The organism is Actinoplanes sichuanensis (assembly GCF_033097365.1).
In the GTDB taxonomy this organism is placed as follows: Bacteria; Actinomycetota; Actinomycetes; order Mycobacteriales; family Micromonosporaceae; genus Actinoplanes; species Actinoplanes sichuanensis.
The window spans coordinates 2790302-2807933 of record NZ_AP028461.1 but is presented as its reverse complement, the minus strand read 5'-3'; the positions used below and the strand labels follow the sequence as shown (position 1 = coordinate 2807933).

General features: G+C 70.0%; 18 protein-coding genes and 1 pseudogene. 5 read left to right on the top strand and 14 right to left on the bottom strand.

From position 1 onward, the window contains the following. The first annotated feature begins 353 nt into the window (after positions 1–353). Both Q0Z83_RS12495 and Q0Z83_RS12490 read left to right on the top strand, forming a co-directional pair. The gene (locus Q0Z83_RS12495) at positions 354–1148 is read left to right on the top strand and encodes a helix-turn-helix domain-containing protein (protein WP_317794042.1); all 795 of its coding nucleotides are present in this window, start codon (positions 354–356) and stop codon (positions 1146–1148) included. 5 nt (positions 1149–1153) lie between these two features. Next, complete coding sequence (locus Q0Z83_RS12490) at positions 1154–1489, top strand: PCC domain-containing protein (RefSeq protein ID WP_317794041.1); 336 nt, start codon at positions 1154–1156, stop codon at positions 1487–1489. Between the two features lie 98 nt (positions 1490–1587). Here the strand turns inward: Q0Z83_RS12490 and Q0Z83_RS12485 are convergent. From Q0Z83_RS12485 to Q0Z83_RS12465, 5 genes and pseudogenes are all read right to left on the bottom strand, one after another. Further along, positions 1588–1776, bottom strand: a pseudogene (locus Q0Z83_RS12485) (HAD family hydrolase); the annotation flags it as partial. A 159-nt stretch (positions 1777–1935) separates the two neighbouring features. Further along, positions 1936–2394, bottom strand: a complete 459-nt coding sequence (locus tag Q0Z83_RS12480) for a hypothetical protein (protein ID WP_317794040.1) — start codon at positions 2392–2394, stop codon at positions 1936–1938. Positions 2395–2423: 29 nt separating this feature from the next. Further along, the gene (locus Q0Z83_RS12475) at positions 2424–3311 is read right to left on the bottom strand and encodes a hypothetical protein (RefSeq protein WP_317794039.1); all 888 of its coding nucleotides are present in this window, start codon (positions 3309–3311) and stop codon (positions 2424–2426) included. Between the two features lie 86 nt (positions 3312–3397). Then, complete coding sequence (locus Q0Z83_RS12470) at positions 3398–5410, bottom strand: M3 family metallopeptidase (protein WP_317794038.1); 2013 nt, start codon at positions 5408–5410, stop codon at positions 3398–3400. A gap of 266 nt (positions 5411–5676) precedes the next feature. Further along, positions 5677–8733 (bottom strand): WD40 repeat domain-containing serine/threonine protein kinase, encoded by a 3057-nt coding sequence (locus tag Q0Z83_RS12465; protein WP_317794037.1) that lies wholly within the window; start codon positions 8731–8733, stop codon positions 5677–5679. Positions 8734–8926: 193 nt separating this feature from the next. On the opposite strand from Q0Z83_RS12465, the gene Q0Z83_RS12460 reads away from it, so the two are divergent. Both Q0Z83_RS12460 and Q0Z83_RS12455 read left to right on the top strand, forming a co-directional pair. Next, the gene (locus Q0Z83_RS12460; protein WP_317794036.1) at positions 8927–9094 is read left to right on the top strand and encodes a hypothetical protein; all 168 of its coding nucleotides are present in this window, start codon (positions 8927–8929) and stop codon (positions 9092–9094) included. After that, positions 9091–10047, top strand: a complete 957-nt coding sequence (locus Q0Z83_RS12455; RefSeq protein WP_317794035.1) for a sensor histidine kinase — start codon at positions 9091–9093, stop codon at positions 10045–10047. The genes Q0Z83_RS12460 and Q0Z83_RS12455 overlap by 4 nt, the downstream gene beginning before the upstream one ends. A gap of 38 nt (positions 10048–10085) precedes the next feature. Here Q0Z83_RS12455 and Q0Z83_RS12450 read toward each other — a convergent pair whose 3' ends face one another. The 3 genes from Q0Z83_RS12450 to Q0Z83_RS12440 form a co-directional block, all read right to left on the bottom strand. Beyond that, positions 10086–11015: a DUF389 domain-containing protein gene (locus tag Q0Z83_RS12450; protein ID WP_317794034.1), complete on the bottom strand. Its 930-nt coding sequence runs from the start codon at positions 11013–11015 to the stop codon at positions 10086–10088. Between the two features lie 85 nt (positions 11016–11100). Further along, positions 11101–11478, bottom strand: a complete 378-nt coding sequence (locus tag Q0Z83_RS12445; RefSeq protein WP_317794033.1) for a DUF2795 domain-containing protein — start codon at positions 11476–11478, stop codon at positions 11101–11103. 215 nt (positions 11479–11693) lie between these two features. Next, positions 11694–12914: an ester cyclase gene (locus tag Q0Z83_RS12440; protein WP_317794032.1), complete on the bottom strand. Its 1221-nt coding sequence runs from the start codon at positions 12912–12914 to the stop codon at positions 11694–11696. A gap of 94 nt (positions 12915–13008) precedes the next feature. Here Q0Z83_RS12440 and Q0Z83_RS12435 point away from each other — a divergent pair, with 94 nt between their 5' ends. Further along, positions 13009–13377, top strand: coding sequence for a winged helix-turn-helix transcriptional regulator (locus Q0Z83_RS12435; protein WP_317794031.1), 369 nt, complete (start codon positions 13009–13011; stop codon positions 13375–13377). A 68-nt stretch (positions 13378–13445) separates the two neighbouring features. Here Q0Z83_RS12435 and Q0Z83_RS12430 read toward each other — a convergent pair whose 3' ends face one another. The 6 genes from Q0Z83_RS12430 to Q0Z83_RS12405 all read right to left on the bottom strand — a co-directional run bounded on the left by Q0Z83_RS12430 (position 13446) and on the right by Q0Z83_RS12405 (position 17632). Then, the gene (locus Q0Z83_RS12430) at positions 13446–13589 is read right to left on the bottom strand and encodes a Fe-Mn family superoxide dismutase (protein WP_317794030.1); all 144 of its coding nucleotides are present in this window, start codon (positions 13587–13589) and stop codon (positions 13446–13448) included. 75 nt (positions 13590–13664) lie between these two features. Beyond that, positions 13665–14426, bottom strand: a complete 762-nt coding sequence (locus Q0Z83_RS12425; protein ID WP_317794029.1) for a hypothetical protein — start codon at positions 14424–14426, stop codon at positions 13665–13667. Positions 14427–14520: 94 nt separating this feature from the next. Further along, positions 14521–15216, bottom strand: a complete 696-nt coding sequence (locus Q0Z83_RS12420; RefSeq protein WP_317794028.1) for a YwqG family protein — start codon at positions 15214–15216, stop codon at positions 14521–14523. 26 nt (positions 15217–15242) lie between these two features. Next, the gene (locus Q0Z83_RS12415; RefSeq protein ID WP_317794027.1) at positions 15243–16010 is read right to left on the bottom strand and encodes a hypothetical protein; all 768 of its coding nucleotides are present in this window, start codon (positions 16008–16010) and stop codon (positions 15243–15245) included. Next, a complete protein-coding gene (locus tag Q0Z83_RS12410) occupies positions 16003–16503 on the bottom strand; it encodes a SigE family RNA polymerase sigma factor (RefSeq protein WP_317794026.1) in 501 nt (166 codons plus the stop codon). The genes Q0Z83_RS12415 and Q0Z83_RS12410 overlap by 8 nt, the downstream gene beginning before the upstream one ends. Then, on the bottom strand, positions 16496–17632 hold the full coding sequence (locus tag Q0Z83_RS12405) for a DMT family transporter (RefSeq protein WP_317794025.1): 1137 nt from the start codon (positions 17630–17632) through the stop codon (positions 16496–16498). The genes Q0Z83_RS12410 and Q0Z83_RS12405 overlap by 8 nt, the downstream gene beginning before the upstream one ends.

Sequence of the window (17632 nt, the reverse complement as noted above, 5' to 3'; positions counted from 1 at the left end):
GTGCGGAATGACCGTTGATCTCCGGGCAGGACGACGTGTGGAAGATCGCGCCCGGCGGGTACTCGCGGAGACTCACGCTGTCCGCCCCGTCTGTCGGGTGGCCGGATCGATCGGGCCAGGACTGGATAGCGGCATCGTGTTCTCACCGCACCGGGGGCACCATCGACTCTTCACCCTGAACAGGGTCAGTCCGGCCGCGAAGCCCAGACACAGAAACACGATCGCGATGCCGCCTACCACTTCGCCCCCCAGGTGAGTAATGATTCCTTTCGGCTCAGCATTGACCTGCGGACAGCCACGCCAAAGGCAGCGGGTGTCTTCAACCCGCTTCAGTTCGGGATCAGGGGTAGCGGATGAGCCAGCTAGGCGCGATCTTGAAAGAGGCGCGAACCTCAGCCGGCCTGTCCCTGGCCGGATTGGCGAAGCGAACCGGTTACAGCCGCTCGCACCTCGGCAACATTGAGAACGGCGTACGTCAGGCGACCCCCGACGTGATACGGAAATACGAGGAAGCGTTAGGGGATTCTTTGAAGCGTCGAAGTCTCTTGCTGGGAAGCCTTGGCATTCTCGCTGCCGGTTCGGAGGACGACACGGCAACGGCGATAGCGCATGAGATCACGAACGGGCGTAGCGGCCTGCTGACGGAGCTACAAACCAGTCACGCCACCGATAAAGCGATTGCCGCGATCGTTTCCCAGGATGCGGCGTCCCTTGCGGCTCTGAAGAAATGGAGCCATCGGGGTGAAGCCGTTCTCCGGGTGAACTCTGCCGGCATCCTCGCGAAGACCCGTTCCTCATTGGCCGGCACGGAAGCCGTCACCGTCCTACGCACCGACGGAGACGTGCGGGAGCTGTACGCCACGGCCGTCCTCAGCCGTGTTCTCGCCCTCCCGTGGGAGGACGCTGCCCGGTCGACAACGGGCGGCACGCTGTCCGATGTCCAGGTAGCGCGTATGGCTGAGGAACTGGCGAACCCTTACGACGCGGGCGCCCGATGGTGCGCCGCTCTCGCCCTTTACCGGAGCCGGGACAGCAATCCTGAGGCCGTTTCCGGAGCCCTTCTTTCGGCTCTCCGTGTGGAGACGGCAGCCGAGAATCTTCGCGCGATCGGTTCCGCCCTGGCAGGTATCGACCCCCTGAAAATCTAGGAGTCATGGTGCATCTGATCACTGTCGAGAAAGATCAGGAAGTTCTGGCGACGATTGGGGCGGCTCTTGCTGAGTTAGGCGTAACCGCCGGTTCGATGACCCTGATCGGAGCCGTTCAGACGGCGACCGTCTCGGTTATGAAGAAAGATGATGCGCTGACTGACTACCTGCGCACCTACGATCAGCCGCTAGAGCTGAGCGGAACCGGAGAAATCTGGGACGGCAAGCCACACATTCACGTCACGCTGTACGCGGAGGACTTCGTAACCGGCGGACATCTGCACTCCGCGACGGTAAGGGAATTCTTTGTTCATGCCTACGTCACGCCGTTGGCAAGCTGATTTTGCGGCCCTCCACATGATGGTGGAGGGCCGCAAAATCCGTCGCATGGCATGGCTGGAATCAATTCTCGAAGTAGCCGCACAGTCCGGTTCTGGGCCTATTCGTGTTCAGCGCGTTCGATTAGGATCCGTGCAACGGCTCCCATGCTCGTGATCACTGCGTCGGCTCCGGCCTGCCGGAACGGTTCTTCTTTCGTAGGCCGGTTCGCGTAGGCGATGCTTCGTACCCCCGCAGCGTGTGCGCCCTCGATGTCGGAGAGCGAGTCACCCACCAGGGCACAGCGGGTGAGATCCAGCGCGGTCGAGTGAGACTGAGTGAGATCAACGAAAGAAGCCCCTGACCGCCGAATCGGCTGTTCAGGGGCCTCTTTGTGCCTGTGGTGGCGGGTAGAGGATTCGAACCTCTGTAGCTTTCGCGACGGATTTCCGGGCCGATCCGGCTCGGTTCAGGCCTGGAGGGAGCAGTGGCCGAGGGTCCCGTCCGCGCTGGTCGGCGGGTTGAGACTGGTGAGATTCACCTGGGCCGGGTGGAACTGCCAGTTCACCGTCTCGACCTGCCATCGCAGCTGCATCCGCCGTGGTGACCGGAAGTCCATGAGCAGGACGTGGTCGGCCGGCTCGACGTGCCACTCCCCCGCCCCGTCGGGGACCGGCACATCCATCGGGCCGTCGGAGCCGTCGACGACGACGCCGACCTCGCCGATGCAACGGCTGATGCCGCTCGCGGTGAAGGTCCCGTCGCTGTTCAGGCTGATGGCAGCGGTGCGCTCGGCGCTGAGCCAGTCGGCGGTCAGGTTCTCCGCCGTCGCGTCCACGGTGACGCCCAGCACCGCGACGTAGCCGACCACCCCGGCCGCGACCAGCACCGACAATGCCACTGCCGACACCAGAACCCTCATCCTCATGATCGCGGAAGCTATCAGGTCGATCGATGTCAGATGCTGACCGGGTGGCCGGCCAGGACGGCCTCGACCAGCGCGCCGCCGGCCAGGAAGAAGTCCAGACCGGCGGCGCCGGCCCGGACGGTGAGGACCTGGACACCCCGGTAGGCAGGGTGCGGCTGAATCTGAATGCCGGTGATCCGGCTGCGGGGCAACACCGTACGGGCCGAGGACAGGTCGTCGCCGGTGCCGGTGAACCAGTCGCGGCGGTGGATGACCTGGATCTCCCGGTCGTCGGCGGCCACGATCGAGGCGTGCAGGACCGTGGGCCACACCTTGCCGCGGACCCGGGCGAGCCCGGCGACCGGGGTCACCACGCGTCGGCCGGCGACGTTGACCGGCCGCATCCCCGGCTCCTGCGTGACCATCCGGTGGTAGTCGGTCAGCAGGCCGGTGTCGGCGCGGTCCAACACCGGCTCGACGTGGTACGCATCGGCGGGCACCGTCGTCCGCTGCGGCACATACCACCGCCGGAGCAGCGTGATCAGCTCCCGGATCGGCCCGTTGGCGGACCCGTTGTACCGGACGGTCACCACCGGCCCGTCGACCGTGTGCACGCTCAGCAGCCCGTTGAGCAGCCGCACGCTGTCGGCGATCGCCGCGATCCGGTCGTGTGGGATGCGGTGGGTGTCGTAGTGGTCGTCGCGGCGGGCCAGGACGGTCAGATTCTCCTCGTCGACCGCGAGCAGGTAGTCGTACAGATGCATGTCGGGGTGGGCATTGCGCCGTTCGATGTCCCGCGGCACCTTCAGGACCAGCCGGTAGGCGGCCGGGTCGATCCCGGCGCTCTGATAGAGGCGCGGCAGGTCGTCGAAGTCGCGGACCTCGTCGATCCACGGGCCGAAGCGGTCGAACTCCGGGGTGCTGTCGGCGCTGATCACAACGCCGCAGCGTACCCGGGCCGGGAAAGGACCGGCGTGCGGCGGCAGCCGGCCCGTGCGGGGCTTCGGCTGCCGCCGGAGGACGGTCAGGCGAAGCCGCGCAACCGCATCAGCGCCTCGGTGTCGACGTCGCGGCCGCGGAACCTGCGGAACGCCTCGTCCGGCGCGACGGCGTTGCCGACCGCGAGGATGTCGTCGAGGAACGACTTGGCGGTGGCCGGGTCCCACACGCCCTTCTGTTCGAACAGCTCCCAGGCGTCGGCGGTCAGCGCATCGGCCCAGAGATAGACGTAGTAGCCGGCCGAATACCAGTCGCCGGAGAAGATGTGCCCGAACTGGGTCGGGCGGTGACGCATGACGATCTCCCTCGGCAGGTCGATCTCGGCCATGCAGCTCTTCTCGAATTCGTCCGGATCGATCGGGTCGTCCGGCGTCGCGGCCAGGTGGATCTTCATGTCGTAGATCGCCGAGGCCAGGAACTCGACCGTGCTGAAGCCCTGGTTGAACTTCAGCGACTGCTGGATCTTGGTGAGCAATTCGGCGGGGATCGGCGCGCCGGTGTCGACGTGCAGGGCGAACCGTTCGAGCACCTCCGGCGTCGGGAGCCAGTGCTCGTTGATCTGGCTGGGGAACTCGACGAAGTCGCGTTTGACCGCGGTACCGGCCAGACGCGGATAGGTGACGTTCGAGCTGAGACCGTGCAGGGCGTGGCCGAACTCGTGGAACATGGTCACGGCGTCGTCCCAGGAGATGAGCACGGGGCCGGTGCCCGACTTCACGAAGTTCGAGTTGTTGGACACGATCGGGGTGACCTCGGTCCGGAAACGCTCCTGGGTGCGGTACTCGTTCATCCACGCACCGGAGTTCTTGCCGGCACGGGCGTAGGGGTCGAAATACCACAGGCCGACGCGCTCGCCGTCGCGCGTCACCTCGTAGACCGACATGTCCTCGTGGTAGACGGGTAGCCCGTGGAGTTCGGCGAAGTGCAGGCCGTAGAGTTTTTCGGCGGCCCAGAACATGCCGTCACGGATCTTGTCGAGCTGGAGGTAGAGCTTCACCTCGTTCTGGTCGAGGTCGTACCTCGCCTTGCGCACCTTCTCCGAATAGAACCGGTGGTCCCAGGCCTCGATCGTGATGCCGGCACCCTCCTGGTCGGCGATCGCCTGCATGTCGGCGATCTCCTCCCGGGCGCGCCGCAGGGCCGGCCCCCACAGCTTCATCATCAGGTCGATGGCGGCCTGCGGCGTCTTCGCCATGTTGTTCTCGACGGTCCAGTGGGCGTGCGACTCGAAACCGAGCAGCTTGGCCCGTCGACTACGGAGTTGGAGGATCTCGCTGATCACGGCCTTGTTGTCGGTGGCCGTGCCGTTGCCACCGCGCATGATCCACATACGCCAGCCCTGCTCCCGCAGGTGGCGCTTGGCGGAGTAGGTGATGAACGGCTCCATCGAGGAACGCGTATTGGTGAAGACCCACTTGCCCTTGAGACCGTGTTCCTCGGCTGCGGCCGCGGCCGCCTCCCGCAGCGACTCGGGCAGGCCCTCGAGGTCCGCCTCGGTCTCGATGGTGAGCCGATAGTCCTCCTCGTCGGCCAGCTCGTTCTGGCTGAACCTGGTGTAGAGCGAGGCGAGCTTCTGATTGAGGTCCTTGAGCGTGGCCTTGTCGGCGTCGTCGAGCGCCGCGCCCTGCCTGGTGAATCTCTGGTAGTAGGTCTCGACCAGGCGCACCTGCTCCGGCGTCAGGCCGGCGGCGGCCCGGCCGTCGTGGACGGCCTTGATCCGGGCGAACAGCCGAGCGTTCTGAATGATGTCGTCGCCGAAGGCGGACAGCACCGGCGACATCTCGGTCTGCAGGTCCTGCATCGCCCGATCGTTCATCGTCGAGGTGAAGACGCTGAACAGACGTCGAGCCCGGTCCAGGGCACGACCGCTGTCCTCGAGCGCGACGATCGTGTTCGCGAAGGTCGGTGCCTCGGTCACGCCGGCGATCTCGGCGATCTCGGCCCGGTTGAGCACCATGCCCTCGTTGAGCGCCGCTCTGATCGAGGCCGGGTTCACCTGGTCGAAGGGCGGGTAGCCGCCATGCTCTCCAGTCCACACCCCGAACACCCTATCCCCCCGGCCGCTTTCTGCCGCGCGGGCGAGGCTCGAGAGGCCGGGCGATCCGAGTGCGGCGGTGATGGCGGCGGACTGCAGAAAGACGCGGCGTCGCACGGGAGGTCCTCCGGCATCGGTTCGAACACGGCCCAGGCCGCTCCAAGATCGCTTATGGGACGGGAAGCCGGTGGTGTTTTGTCGGCTTCAGTTGGCTATTTCAGCATAAAACCACCAGGAGAGAGGACACGACGGGCAGGGGCCCGAGCCGATCACCCGCAGGGGCGCTCGAACTGCAGGCCCGGGGCGTACGCCGCCCACTCCTGCGCCGTCAGGCCGCTGGTCTGCTGGCAGGCCGCGGGCAGCGGGTCACGCAGCACCGCCCGGATCGGCACCAGGTCCCAGAGCGCCACCCCGGCCGGCTCGGCGGTGACCAGCAGCGGCTGCCGGGAGCTGAACGCCGAACCGGTGGTCCGGCCGCCCACCACCGCCAGCAGCACCGGATCGCTGGCGAAGCCGACACTCCAGATCTCGGTGGACCCGCCCGAGGTGACCGCCAGCAGCGAGCCGTCGGCGGACAGGGCGAGCGAGTCGGGCCGGCCGAAATCGGTGCGCCGCGCGGTCCGTACCGACCGGTCGTTGCCGTCCCGGTTGTTCCAGACCGTCAGATCCTGACCGACCGTGACGGTGAACGCGCCTCCCGCGACGAGCGCCGCGGGCCCGACGCTGTTCACCGCGAGTGTCCCGGTCTTCGTCGGCGCCGCCGGGTCGACCAGGTCCCAGACGGTGACGTTGCTGCTGCCGCTCTGCGGCCCGGCACTGTCGGCGACCGCCAGGGTGCCGCCGGCCAGGCCGAACCGGGCGGTCAACACGTTCACGGCCGGTATGGCGGCGACCAACGGCGGTTTCTGCCCACCGGCCAGCCGGTGGATCCGGATCTGCCGCTGCGGGCCGTCGGCCAGGACCGCGACCAGCCCACGGACCGGCTCCAGGTCGAGCACGGCACCCGCCTCAAGGTCCGGGAAGACGTTGCGCGGGCCGGCCGCGGTCAGCGCGTAGAGACTGCCGCTGGTGTAGTAGAAGGTCGTGCCGTGCACCGCGTAGGTACTGCTCACCAGCGGTGCACCGGCCGCCGGCAGCAGTGTCGCGGTACCGGCCGGCCGCGGGTTTCCGGCGTCGATGACGTCCCAGTAGTCGAGGTGCTCGGCCGAACCGGCGGCCACCACGTCCTCGGCCGACACCGAGACGGTCCGATCCGGGATCACGGTGGGGCCCTTGAGGGTGGCCCGGCGCCGTGGCGCGAACCCGTCGATCTGCCACAGCATCGCCGACCCGGTCAGGCGTGGTCCCGGCGTCAGGATCCGGGCACCGTCCGGGCTGAAGTCGATCGAGGTGATCCACCCGCCGGTCCGGGTCATCACCTTCGTCTGCACCGGGGAGTCCGGGTCGGCGACGTTCCACACCTCGACCGTGCCGTCGATCCGGCCGAGCGCGATGGCCGTACCAGAAGGATCGAATTCGGTCGTCGCCAACCGGTCTCCGGAGACCGTGATGGTGCCGCGGCGCCGGGGTTCGGCCGGATCGGTCAGGTCGTAGAAGTGGATCGCCTTCTCGCCGTCCTGGACCGCCAGGATCCGGCCGTCCGCGCCGAAGGCGACCGGGACGCCGGTCGAGACCCCGGTGACGATCCGGCTCCCGGAGGGGCGCCAGATCGTCAGCCGCCCGTCGTCACCGGTGCCGACGAGCAGGGTGCCGTCCGCGCTCATCACGGTCGGGAAAGCGGTGCCGGTGCTGTCCCAGAGCGCGCGCGGCCGGAGCCGGTCGCGGACGTCCCACACGGTCGCCCGGCCCGCGACGGTGAACAGCCGCGATCCGTCCGCACTGAACCGCACATCGATGACCGGCGACTCGAGGTTACGGGTGGTGAGCAGGCGTGGTGCGGCCGGAGCGGCGACGTTCCACAGGGTCAACCGGTCGGCGGCGATGGCCAGGGTGCGGCCGTCCGGGCTGAAGGCCAGCTCGTTCACCTTTCCCAAACCGGAGGGCAATGCTCTGGTACGGGTGACGCCCGCCCACAACTCGACGGTGCTCTCGCCACCGACCGCGATCAACCTGCCGTCCGGCCGGAACGCCGCGCTGACCACCGGCGAGCCCGTGCTCAACTCCCCCGCATACCCGGTGGCCAGGGCCGCCATCACCGCCGCACCGCTGCGCGCCGACCGGTCCATCCCGTAGGCGCTGACCGCCAGCCGCGACGCCAGCCCCGGATCGGCGGTCAACGCCGCCGCCGACCGGGCCAGCAGATCCTGCTGCACCAGCTCGCGCTCCTGCTGTCTCGCCTGGTCGGAGGCGCGATCAGCGTCGGCACGCGCCTGCACTGCGGCGAACCCGGCTCCGCCCAGCAGCACGGCCACCACGGCGGCGGTCAGCACCCGCTTCGGCCATCGGCGCAGCCGGGAGCGAGCCCGGGCGGCGAGAGCGGCCTCCCGCAGTTCCGGGGTGACGGTCGAGACGTCGGTGGTGCCCATGCTGAGCAGCGAGTCGAGGAGCTCCCGGGCGGTCGGCCGGCCCGCCGGATCCTTCTCCAGGGTGGTGGCGACCAGGTCGCGCAGCGAGTCCGGGATGCCGTTCAGATCGGGCGGCTGGGTGAGCATCCGGCCGATCGTCGCCATCGGGGAGTCACCGCGAAACGGGGTACGGCCGGTGGCCGCGTAGCCGATGAGCACACCCCAGGCGAAGACGTCGGCGGCCGGACCGGCCTTCCCGGAGCCGTCCAGACTCTCCGGAGCGACGTAGCCGACCGTACCCATCACCTGATCAGGACCGGTCAGCTCGGCGCTGAGCTCGGCACCGCGGGCGATCCCGAAGTCGATCACCTTGGGCAGCCCGACGGCGAGCAGGACGTTCGCCGGTTTCAGGTCCCGGTGCACGACTCCGGCACCGTGGATGGCGACGAGCGCGGTGGCCACGCCGACGGCTACCCCGTACACCTCGGAGGGGTTGAGGGGTCCTCGATCTGCGATGACACCGGCCAGGCTGGGCCCGTCGACGAACTCGACGACCAGGTAGGGCGGATCGTGTTCGACGTCGGCGTCCAGTACCGCGGCGGTGCAGAACGGGGGAACCTCCCGCGCGCGTTTGACCTCGCTGCGGAAACGGGCCAGGAAGGCGGGGTCGGCCGACCACTCCGGGCGGATGGCCTTGACCGCGACCCGTTGCCCGTCGGGGCCGGTGCCGAGGAAGACGGTGCCCATGCCGCCGGCGCCGAGCCGGCCCAGCAGCTGGTATCGCCCGAGCCGCTCGGGGTCGCCGGAACGCAGCGGCGTCATGGTCACTGCGGTGCCACCCATCGAGCTCGGCCGTTGCGGATCTTCCGGCTGAATATAGAACACGGCGTCGCCGATGCCATCGACCCGCAGGCCGTCGGGCACCGGCCGGACCGGTCGGTGACCTCCACGGCGCCGGGCGAGAGTGCGGCGGCTACTGTTCCGTCATGACCAGCGCGGCGTTGTCCTCCCCTACGTGCTGGTCATATACCGATCACGGCGACCTCCTCGGCCACTCATCACCCTGCACCGCTACGCCCGGCAGCGACGGATGACAGTCCTGGTCCGCACCGCCCTGAGCTCGGCGGTTCGTCTCGCCGAACTGGTCGGGCTGCCCGACGTGCGCGTGGAGCCGACGCGATGAGGACGGGTGCCGCCGCCGGGCATGCCGGCTACTACCACACCGCCGGGTGCTTCGGCTCGGATCAGGAACTGCTCGACCTGGCCGTTCCCTTCCTGATGGGCGGAGCCGCCGCCGGCGAACCCAGCGTGGTGGTCCTCGACGGGCGCAACGCCGAACTGGTCCGGGCCGCACTTCCGGCCGGCGCCGCGGTCACCTTCCTGCCCGGTGGAGCGGTGTACGAGCGACCCGCCTCAGCCATCCGGTCATACCGCGGGCTGCTGGCCGGACATCTGGCCGCCGGTGCGTCCCAGATCCGCATCTTCGGTGAGCTGACCTCGGTCGCTCAAGGCGTGACCTGGGACTGGTGGGCCCGCTACGAGTCCGCCATCAACCACGCCTACGACGAATTCCCGCTCTGGAGCATCTGCGCCTACGACACCCGTACGACCCCGCCGGCCGCGTTGGCCGACGTCCTGCGCACGCATCCCCGGACGATGCTGCCGGACGGGCGGTGCCTGCCCAACGCCGGCTTCACCGACCCGCGTCTGTACCTCGGCGAGCGGCGTGCTCCGGCCCCCGACCCCGTGCAGAGCGGCGAACCCGCCGCCGACCTGGTCGACCCGTCCCTGTCCGCGGCGCGCCGGGTGATCCGCGCGGCCGACCGCGGCCACCTGGCCCCCGTCGAGGTCGACGATCTGGTCGTGGCGGTCAGCGAGGCCGTGGCCAACGCCCAGCGCCACGGCGTCGGGCCGGTCCGGCTCCGGGTGTGGAGCGGCATCGACCGTCTCGTCGTGACGGTCACCGACACCGGCGACGGGCCCCAGAACCCGTTCGCCGGTCTGCTGCCCGCCGGTGACGGTGCCGACGGCGGCCTCGGGCTGTGGATCGCCCACCAGTCCTGCAACCATGTCGCCCTGTACCGGCACGCCGACGGTTTCACGATCCGGCTGACCGCCGGTAATCCGCACCACTGACCGTCTGCCGCCGGCCCGGCAGCGTCCGGGCAGGGCCGTCAACCGGTGCGCTGCGCGCGTCGCCACACCACCCGCTGGACCAGCAACGTCAGTACCCCGGCCAGGACGATGGCGGCCAGGTTGATGAGAAGCTGCAGGGCCGACCCGAGTGCCTCGTCGCGTACCCCGTAGGCGACGGCGACGGCCGCGTTGGCCGCCGCCGGGACGGTGGTCACCGAGATCAGCACACCGACGAGGGTGCCCGCCTTCGCCGAGGTCAGCGACAGGATCCCGGCCACCCCGCCGAGGAAGCCGATCACCCAGGACAGCGCGTCGGGACGCCAGATGAAGTCGGTCAGGGGCCGTTCGGCCAGCAGCATCGACTCGTCCACGAGGCCGGCGGCGGTCAGCAGCCACACCGCCACCACCGTGATGACCATCGCGAACGGGAACCCGATCCCGAGTGCCACCAGCGAGCGGCGCACCAGGTACGTCTTGGCCTGCACCAGGCCGATACAGAGGGCGGCGAGCGGGCCGAACTCGGGCCCGACGACCATCGACCCGACGATCAGGATGGGCTGGTCCAGCAGCACCCCGATCGCGGCGATCACCGTGGCGATGGTCATGAACGCCAGGAACGACGCCGACAGCGCCGTCTCCTCGCCGGTCTGCTGTTCGATCTCGTGCCAGACCACGGCGTCCACGCCCAGGCCGGGGACGCGGCGGGCCGCCCGCCGCGCCGATGCCGACAGTGCGGCGTCGACGCGTTCGACCACGATGGCGCCGTCGTCGTCGATCCCGAGACCGCGCAGCCGGTCCAGGACGGTGCTGGCGCCCTCCCGCACGACGTCGAACTCGACGACGTCACCGGGCGGCGACAGGGCGACGTCCGGCAGGCGCACCACGTGGGTGGCCGCCTCGTCCGCGGTCAGCGCATCCAGCACCTGGTCGGTGACGCGTTTCGGCGCGATCACCCGTACATGAAGCATGCCCGCCCCTCACGATCACCGAGACGGGAATCCTATGCGCCGCGGTGTCGAGGTGATGGCGGGGCGGGTAGGTCCGACGCCTCGGTCAGCCCGGCCGTCGGTCGGCGGATCCGCGGCCGAGCGCCGCCCAGATCTCCGTGACGGTGTGGAACTCCACGCCGTCGGGGAGCCGGTCCAGGTCGTCGAGCACGTCGTCCGGCGCTCCCAGGGCCGCGGCGCCATGGCGGAGGGCTTGCCGGTCGCCGGGCATGCTGGACAGCCCGATGTAGGTGCCGAAGCGGCTGAGGTCCGCGCTGTCGTCGGCGTTCGGTACCCGGCCGGCTTCGGGCTGGTCCTCGCCCGCCGGTTCCGGTGTCTTCCACTCCTCGGCCCGACCACCGGCGACACCTTGGACGTGGCCGCGCACCTCGTGCTTCATGCCCTCGTCGAGGCGGGGCCCGTGCTTGCTGCTCACTCGTTCCATGGCCGCCGCATACCCGCGGCGAACCGAGACAACCGGCCTTGCCGGGGACAGCCGTGGCGGTCGCGTGGTGCCGGACCGGTCATCTGGCGTTCGACGACATCGCGCCCGGGGAGCGTCCGATGTCGTGACCGGGTCAGCCGGTACCGCCCGCCCCCGGATCAGGCTGCGGCCGGCCATGGTCGTGAGGGCGTACCGGTTTCCGGTGGTGGCGGTGATCAGGAGACCGGGGTACGGAGCTGGGCGCTCAGTGCCAGGAGGTCTTCGATGTGGTGCTGCTCGGTGAACCGGCCGTCGTCCGCCCGGAAGAGGTCGGTGCCCACGAAGTCGACGCGGGCGCCGGTCGGGTCGGCGCCGAAGAACGTCGCGCCGGTGTGTGTCCCGGTGAACCGCCAGTAGAGAAGGGCCTCGTCGGCGCCGACCGGGGTGACCCGTTCCAGAGTGTGCCGGCCGTCGGGAAACGCCGCGGCCAGGCCGGTCAGGAGCAGGATCAGGACGTCGCGGTCGCTTGCGTCGTCGCCGAAGCCGGCCGGCCGGTTGTGGTCGTGGAAGTTCGGGGCCAGGTGGGCGCCGACCCGTTCGGGGTCGAAGGGGCGGGCGTCGACCGCGGCGTAGAAGGACCGGGCCAGCGCTGCGGCGCCGGGATCAGGCAGGGTGATCGCCTGGCCGGGGGTGGGCCACCGCTGGGGACGCCCGGCGGTGTCGAAGGCGTGTTCGACGTGGCTGCGGTCTTCGGTGTAGTGCGCCCAGCCCTCGGCGTGTACGGCCACGACTAGCGGGTCACCGAGCCGGTGGGCGGCCTCGACGGCCTGGTCGGCGGTCAACGACAGTCGCAGGTCGCCGAGCTCGGGGAAGCCGGCCGCGCCGAGGTGCAGCAGGGCCACGTCGATGCGGTGCCGGGTGGCCAGCGTGCTCATCGCGTCCAGGTCGACGGTGTCGCCGGAGATGTAGACGGTCGGGTCGGCGCTGTTGTCGGTGTGCAGCAGGAATCCGGTGACCGGGCCGGTGACGGCTTCGGTGCCGGCGGGGCCGTGGGCGGCCGGCACGGCGGTGATGTGCAGGGTCGTGCGGCCCGGTGCGGACAGGGTCGTGGTCTGCCACGGCTGCAGGCCGACGGCGCCGGCGCCGAGGTCGGCGGCGCCGGCGACGGTGGTGAAGACCGGTGCGGCGCCGGTGGCCACGTCGCGTCCGGCGGTGTCGAGGTTGTCGACATGCTGGGTGTGGCTGACCAGCAGGGCGTCGAGGGTGGGCAGCTGTGCGGGTTTCAGCGCCGGGTCGGTGGTCTTGCGCAGCCGAACCGGGCCGTCCTGGTATTCGGTGCCGGCGGCGTCGAAGGTGGGGTCGGTCAGCAGGGTCCATCCGGCCAGGTGGATCAGGACGGTGGGGCCGCCGAGCACGGTCACGGTGTTCTCGGCTCGGGTCGCGGCGGTGTCGGTCACGATGGTTCTCCTCGGTGTTGCCCGTCTTGGCAGGACTAACTGTGGCCGAGTTACTAACTATTGGGAAGTACGTACCTTTAGGTAAGGTGAGTACGTGGAGGAGAGCACACACGGTAACGTCCGGGATCCGGCATGCCCGGGCCGGCAGTTGTTCGACCTGGTCACCTCCCGGTGGGCGAGCCTGGTCCTGGTCGATCTCCAGGACGGCCCGCAACGCTGGTCCGAGCTGCGCCGACGCGCCGGTGGCGTCAGCGACAAGATGCTGGCCCAGACCCTGCGCGAGCTCGAGATCGGCGGGCTGATCACCCGTACGGTGCAGGCCACCCGCCCGCCGACGGTGGAGTATGCGCTGACCGACCTGGCCCGCGGCGCCACCGCCGCGCTGCAGCACCTGCAGACCTGGGCCGAGCAGCACACCGGCGACTTCGCCCACCACCGGCAGATCAACACACCCAGCCCATGAGGGCGGCTTTGATCACGAAGCAACGATCAGCGGGTTGCCGGCGGCGCGGGCCGTGGCGAACCGCTTGGTCACAGCCGACCAGTTGACCAGCTCCAGAGCCGGTCGCCGTAGTCCGGGCGTACGTTCTTGTACTGCAGGAGGTAGGCGCGCTCCCAGGTGTCGAGGACCAGGATGCGCTTGGGCCCTGACCGACGTTGCCGTGGTGGTCGCACCTGGTGGCGGTGGACGGCCGGCTTTCATTGGTGGGGATCGTCAACCGGCTGCGGCGGTTCCGGTCGGCCGGTGGCCTACGGCACCCATTGATCACCGAGCAGGCCGTGCAGGACGGCGACGATGATGCCGACCAGAAACGACGCGAGGATGCCGATCAGCAGACCGAACCATCCCCGGTCCCGGGTCTCTCCGCTGATCGTTGTCGGGGCCGCCGGGGCGGTGGGCGACCACGGGCGGTCGCGGAGCAGCCAGTACACCAGGCCCAGGCCGTACGGGGCGGTCAACGTCAGCCAGAACCAGAACCAGCGGGTGCCGCGTACCGGCGCCGGCCCGGCGATGACCACTCCGAGAAACAGGAGGGTGAGGACGGCTTCGGCACCGGAGATCCACGCGTTCCGGGCGTCGACGTCGCCGGCACGGTCATTCAGTCCGGCGGCTGTCAGTGCCTGGGCGAGTCCGGTGGCGCCGGGCCCGGAGTAGTCGTCTCGCTCGACGCCGTCGGGGATCGTGACCTCGCCGAAGTCTTCCGTGTCGGTCCAGCGCACCCGGCCGTCACCGGTGCGCCACGCGAAGATCGGACCCTGGGTGCCGGTGGACCGCAGCGTCGAGTCGTCGAACCACCCGCGCCGATCGGTGGTGTCCCACGAGTCGCCCCACTGATAGGCGGTCAGGCGCTTTTCGGCCACGGCGGCCTTCGCGTCGTCGTAGCCGGCCTTCCGGGGCGCCGTCCACCACGTCGCCGCGGCCAGGATCAGCCACACCACCAGCACGATCATGCGGAACACCCGCCACCATCGATCGAGTCGATTCGGGCGCGAGGGCGGCTCCACAGTCATGATCACATCTTGTCAGCACGGTGCGACGGCAGACGTCCACGTGCGTCCGGTGACAACGCGGAAGTCGGCTGTCGACGATGCCGAACCGTCGCGGTCAGGCGCTCGCGTCGTGGGACTGTTGCGCGTTCTGGAATCGGCGGGCGAGCAGGTCGGCTTCGCCGAGGCGCCAGTAGAGGATCGCCGACGGCAGGTCGAAGAAGCCCGCCGAGTCGGACCACGAGGCCAGCACGATCCGGTCGTTCGGCGGCGGATCGTTCCAGTGCGGCGGATATCCCCCGATCTGCAGGGGGCCGCCGCTGTGCAGACCGGCCGCGGACCCGGCGACCGCCTCCCCCAGTTCGTCGATGTCGTCCAGATCGTCGTCGTCGAAGTCGATCCCCCATTCCAACGGCGCGAGACTGATGTCCACCGACAGCCGCAGATCGCGCCGGACGAGGGTCATCACACCGGGGACCCGCCGTTCGGTCACCGCAGTGCCCGCCGGCAGGTAGCGGACCTCACCACGGTCGTAGACGTCACCGAAGAACAGCAGATGCCCGTCGCGGGGCCAGGCGACGCCGGTCACCTCGGCCGGGATGAGCGCGCAGTCGACGGCGGCGATGAACGGGCAGTGATGGTCAGGCATGCCGGCCGGCATCGACGGGTTCCCGCCGAGCACGCCGGCCACCGGTCCCGGCACGTCCGGCCCCAGGGTGACGCAGGAACGCGCCGTCGAGGCGAGACGTGTGACCGTCGGGAGCGGGACACCCGCCGCAGACGCCGCCGCCACGAATCGCTTCACCCTGTCCACAGAGCTGCTCCCGGGTGGCGAGGTCGTCACGGGTAGAGGGTGAGGTCGGCGGATCGGGCGATCTCCGTCAGCCCGGCCACGGTGGGCAGGGACGCGGGCCGGCCGATGACCACCACGCTGACCCGTGTGCTGTCGGGACGGTAGACGGTCACGCTGCGCTGGCGTTCGCCTTCGATCAGCGGCATCGAGTCGGACATGGCGATCTCTCCGGGACCCAGATCGGTCCGGGTACAGGCGGACCCGGTGGCGGCGAGGCAGTGTGGTGTGGTGTCGGATCGTTCGGCGGCCCGGACGAGGATCACCATGGACACCTCGGTGGCGCCGTCGCCCTGCCAGGCGACCGCCTGATAGGCGGCGGCCTGCTTGTTCCACCAGAACTCCACCCGGTCGCAGCTCGAAGTCCGGCTCGGGCGGCTGCCGGGTGGGATCAGGTGCGGCAGTGCCGCCGTGAGGCGTGCGATCGCGGTGTCGTGGGTTTCCGGCAGAGGCCGGACCGGTTGCGGGGTGCGGGCTGCTGCACCGACGCCGTCCGTGGGATGTGTGCAGGGCGACGGCGCCGGGGTGGACGGTGTCACCGGCGGCCGGCTCGCCGTCACGGCCGGCGTGGCCCGGTCGGCCTGATGTGTGGTCCACGCGACGCCGCCGATCGCGGTGATGACGGCGAGCACGCTGCCGGCGGATGCGGTACGCCAGGTCTTGCGGCGGCGCTCACCGTCGATCATCCGGTCGAGGTCGATGCGGGTCGGTGGTGGGTTCCGGGTCGCTTCGCGCAGCATGGCCGGCAGGTCATCCATCGGTGGTGCTCCCTTCTCTGACGGCGCCCAGGGTGTCGCGCAGGGTGAGCAGTGCTCGCGCGGTCTGGCTCTTGACGGTGCCGGGTGTGCAGTCGAGTTCGGCTGCGGTCTGCTCCACCGACAGGTCGCAGAAGTAGCGCAGCACGACCACGGCCCGGCGACGTGGCGGTAGCTGGGCCAGCGCCGCGACGACGGTGACCCGGTCGGTGGCCTGCGCGTCGGTGTCGACGGTGCGCGGCTCCGGCAGCCGGTCCCAGGAGATCTCGCGCCGCCAGGGTCGGCGTCGTTCGTCCAGGAGGCAGCGCAGCAACACCCGCCGCATGTAGCTGTCCGGATCCTCCATGACCGATACGCGCCGCCAGTGCCGCAGCAACTTCAGCAATGCCGTCGAGACGAGATCATCGGCCAGGTGCCAGTCACCGCACAGCAGGTACGCCGTCCGGCGCAGACTGGTCATCCGCGCCGCGACGTACTCCCGGTAGTCCTCAGTCACCCGAGCTCCTCGCCTGGTCCGTACTGAAACGGAAGGGAGGCGCGGTGGGGTTGCCCGTGGGATGCACCAGATCGGGACCCCACGGTTGCGGTGTGCGGAGGGCGGCGATGTCGGGCTGTTCGCACGAGCGCTCGACCGTGGTCCACGCCTTGGCCACTCCTCGCGCGGGCGGGTGCGGCTGGCCCACCAGGTCCGGTCGCAGAGGCACCCGAACCGGCATGGGCACCATGCCGATCGCGACCACCAGGGGCGCCTGCGCACCGGCCGGTGCCCGGGTCGCCAGTACCAGGCCCGCCAGGATCGTGGCGCAGGCCGCCCATTCGGCGAGGGTGAGGCGCTCGCCGAGCACGGTGAGACTCAACAGCGCGGCGGCCACCGGTTCGCCCAGGCTCAGGGTGCCGGCGACATGGGTGCCGACCGATCGCAGTCCGCGGGCGTACAGGACGTAAGCGGCGGCGGTGGTGACCACACCGAGCCAGACGACGACCGCCAGAATCCGTGGCCTGGTCAGTTCGTGTGCGTCAGCGATCATGGTCGGCGACAGGATGAGGCCGCCGATCAGCATGCTGACGCCGGTGCCCGCGTACACCGAGACGCCGGTGGCGCCGAGCCGTTTCGCCGCGGCGGTGTACAGCGCGAACAGAGCGCCGGCGGCGATGCCGAAGACGAGCCCCGCGGGCGCGATCCGGGCACCGGCGCCCGGGTAGAACAGCAGGAGTGAGCCGGCCGCGGCGAGCGCCGAGCCGGCGATCCAGCCGCGGATCAGCCGCTGCCGGTCCGCCAGGTACGTGGCCAGGCCGCAGAACAGCGGGACGCCCGCCACACCGACCACGGTGCCGACCGCCGCGCCGTTGTACGCCACCGACGTCAGGAAGCTGGCCTGGTAGGCGGCGCTGGCCGGTCCGGCAAGCAGCATCGCGGTCCAACTGCGACGCTCACGAAGCCGACGCCCGCCGGACGGGTCGGCCAGGGCTATGCCGCAGAGGACCACCCCGCCGACGAGGTGGCGCCATCCCGCGAGCGCCACCGGGTCGAGGTGACCGGTGGTCAGTGTCTGGGCGGGGCCGATGGTGCCCCAGAGGAGCGCGGCGGTCAGGACGAGGCCGGCGCCCCGCGATGGTGTCGTCAC

Bases quoted from the DNA above. Each gene is read 5' to 3' on its own strand.
- Q0Z83_RS12495 (WP_317794042.1), top strand. From the start codon at position 354: ATGAGCCAGCTAGGCGCGATCTTGAAAGAGGCGCGAACCTCAGCCGGC.
- Q0Z83_RS12480 (WP_317794040.1), bottom strand. From the start codon at position 2,394: ATGAGGATGAGGGTTCTGGTGTCGGCAGTGGCATTGTCGGTGCTGGTC.
- Q0Z83_RS12465 (WP_317794037.1), bottom strand. From the start codon at position 8,733: ATGACGCCGCTGCGTTCCGGCGACCCCGAGCGGCTCGGGCGATACCAG.
- Q0Z83_RS12490 (WP_317794041.1), top strand. From the start codon at position 1,154: ATGGTGCATCTGATCACTGTCGAGAAAGATCAGGAAGTTCTGGCGACG.
- Q0Z83_RS12415 (WP_317794027.1), bottom strand. From the start codon at position 16,010: ATGGATGACCTGCCGGCCATGCTGCGCGAAGCGACCCGGAACCCACCA.
- Q0Z83_RS12450 (WP_317794034.1), bottom strand. From the start codon at position 11,015: ATGCTTCATGTACGGGTGATCGCGCCGAAACGCGTCACCGACCAGGTG.
- Q0Z83_RS12455 (WP_317794035.1), top strand. From the start codon at position 9,091: ATGAGGACGGGTGCCGCCGCCGGGCATGCCGGCTACTACCACACCGCC.
- Q0Z83_RS12425 (WP_317794029.1), bottom strand. From the start codon at position 14,426: ATGACTGTGGAGCCGCCCTCGCGCCCGAATCGACTCGATCGATGGTGG.
- Q0Z83_RS12445 (WP_317794033.1), bottom strand. From the start codon at position 11,478: ATGGAACGAGTGAGCAGCAAGCACGGGCCCCGCCTCGACGAGGGCATG.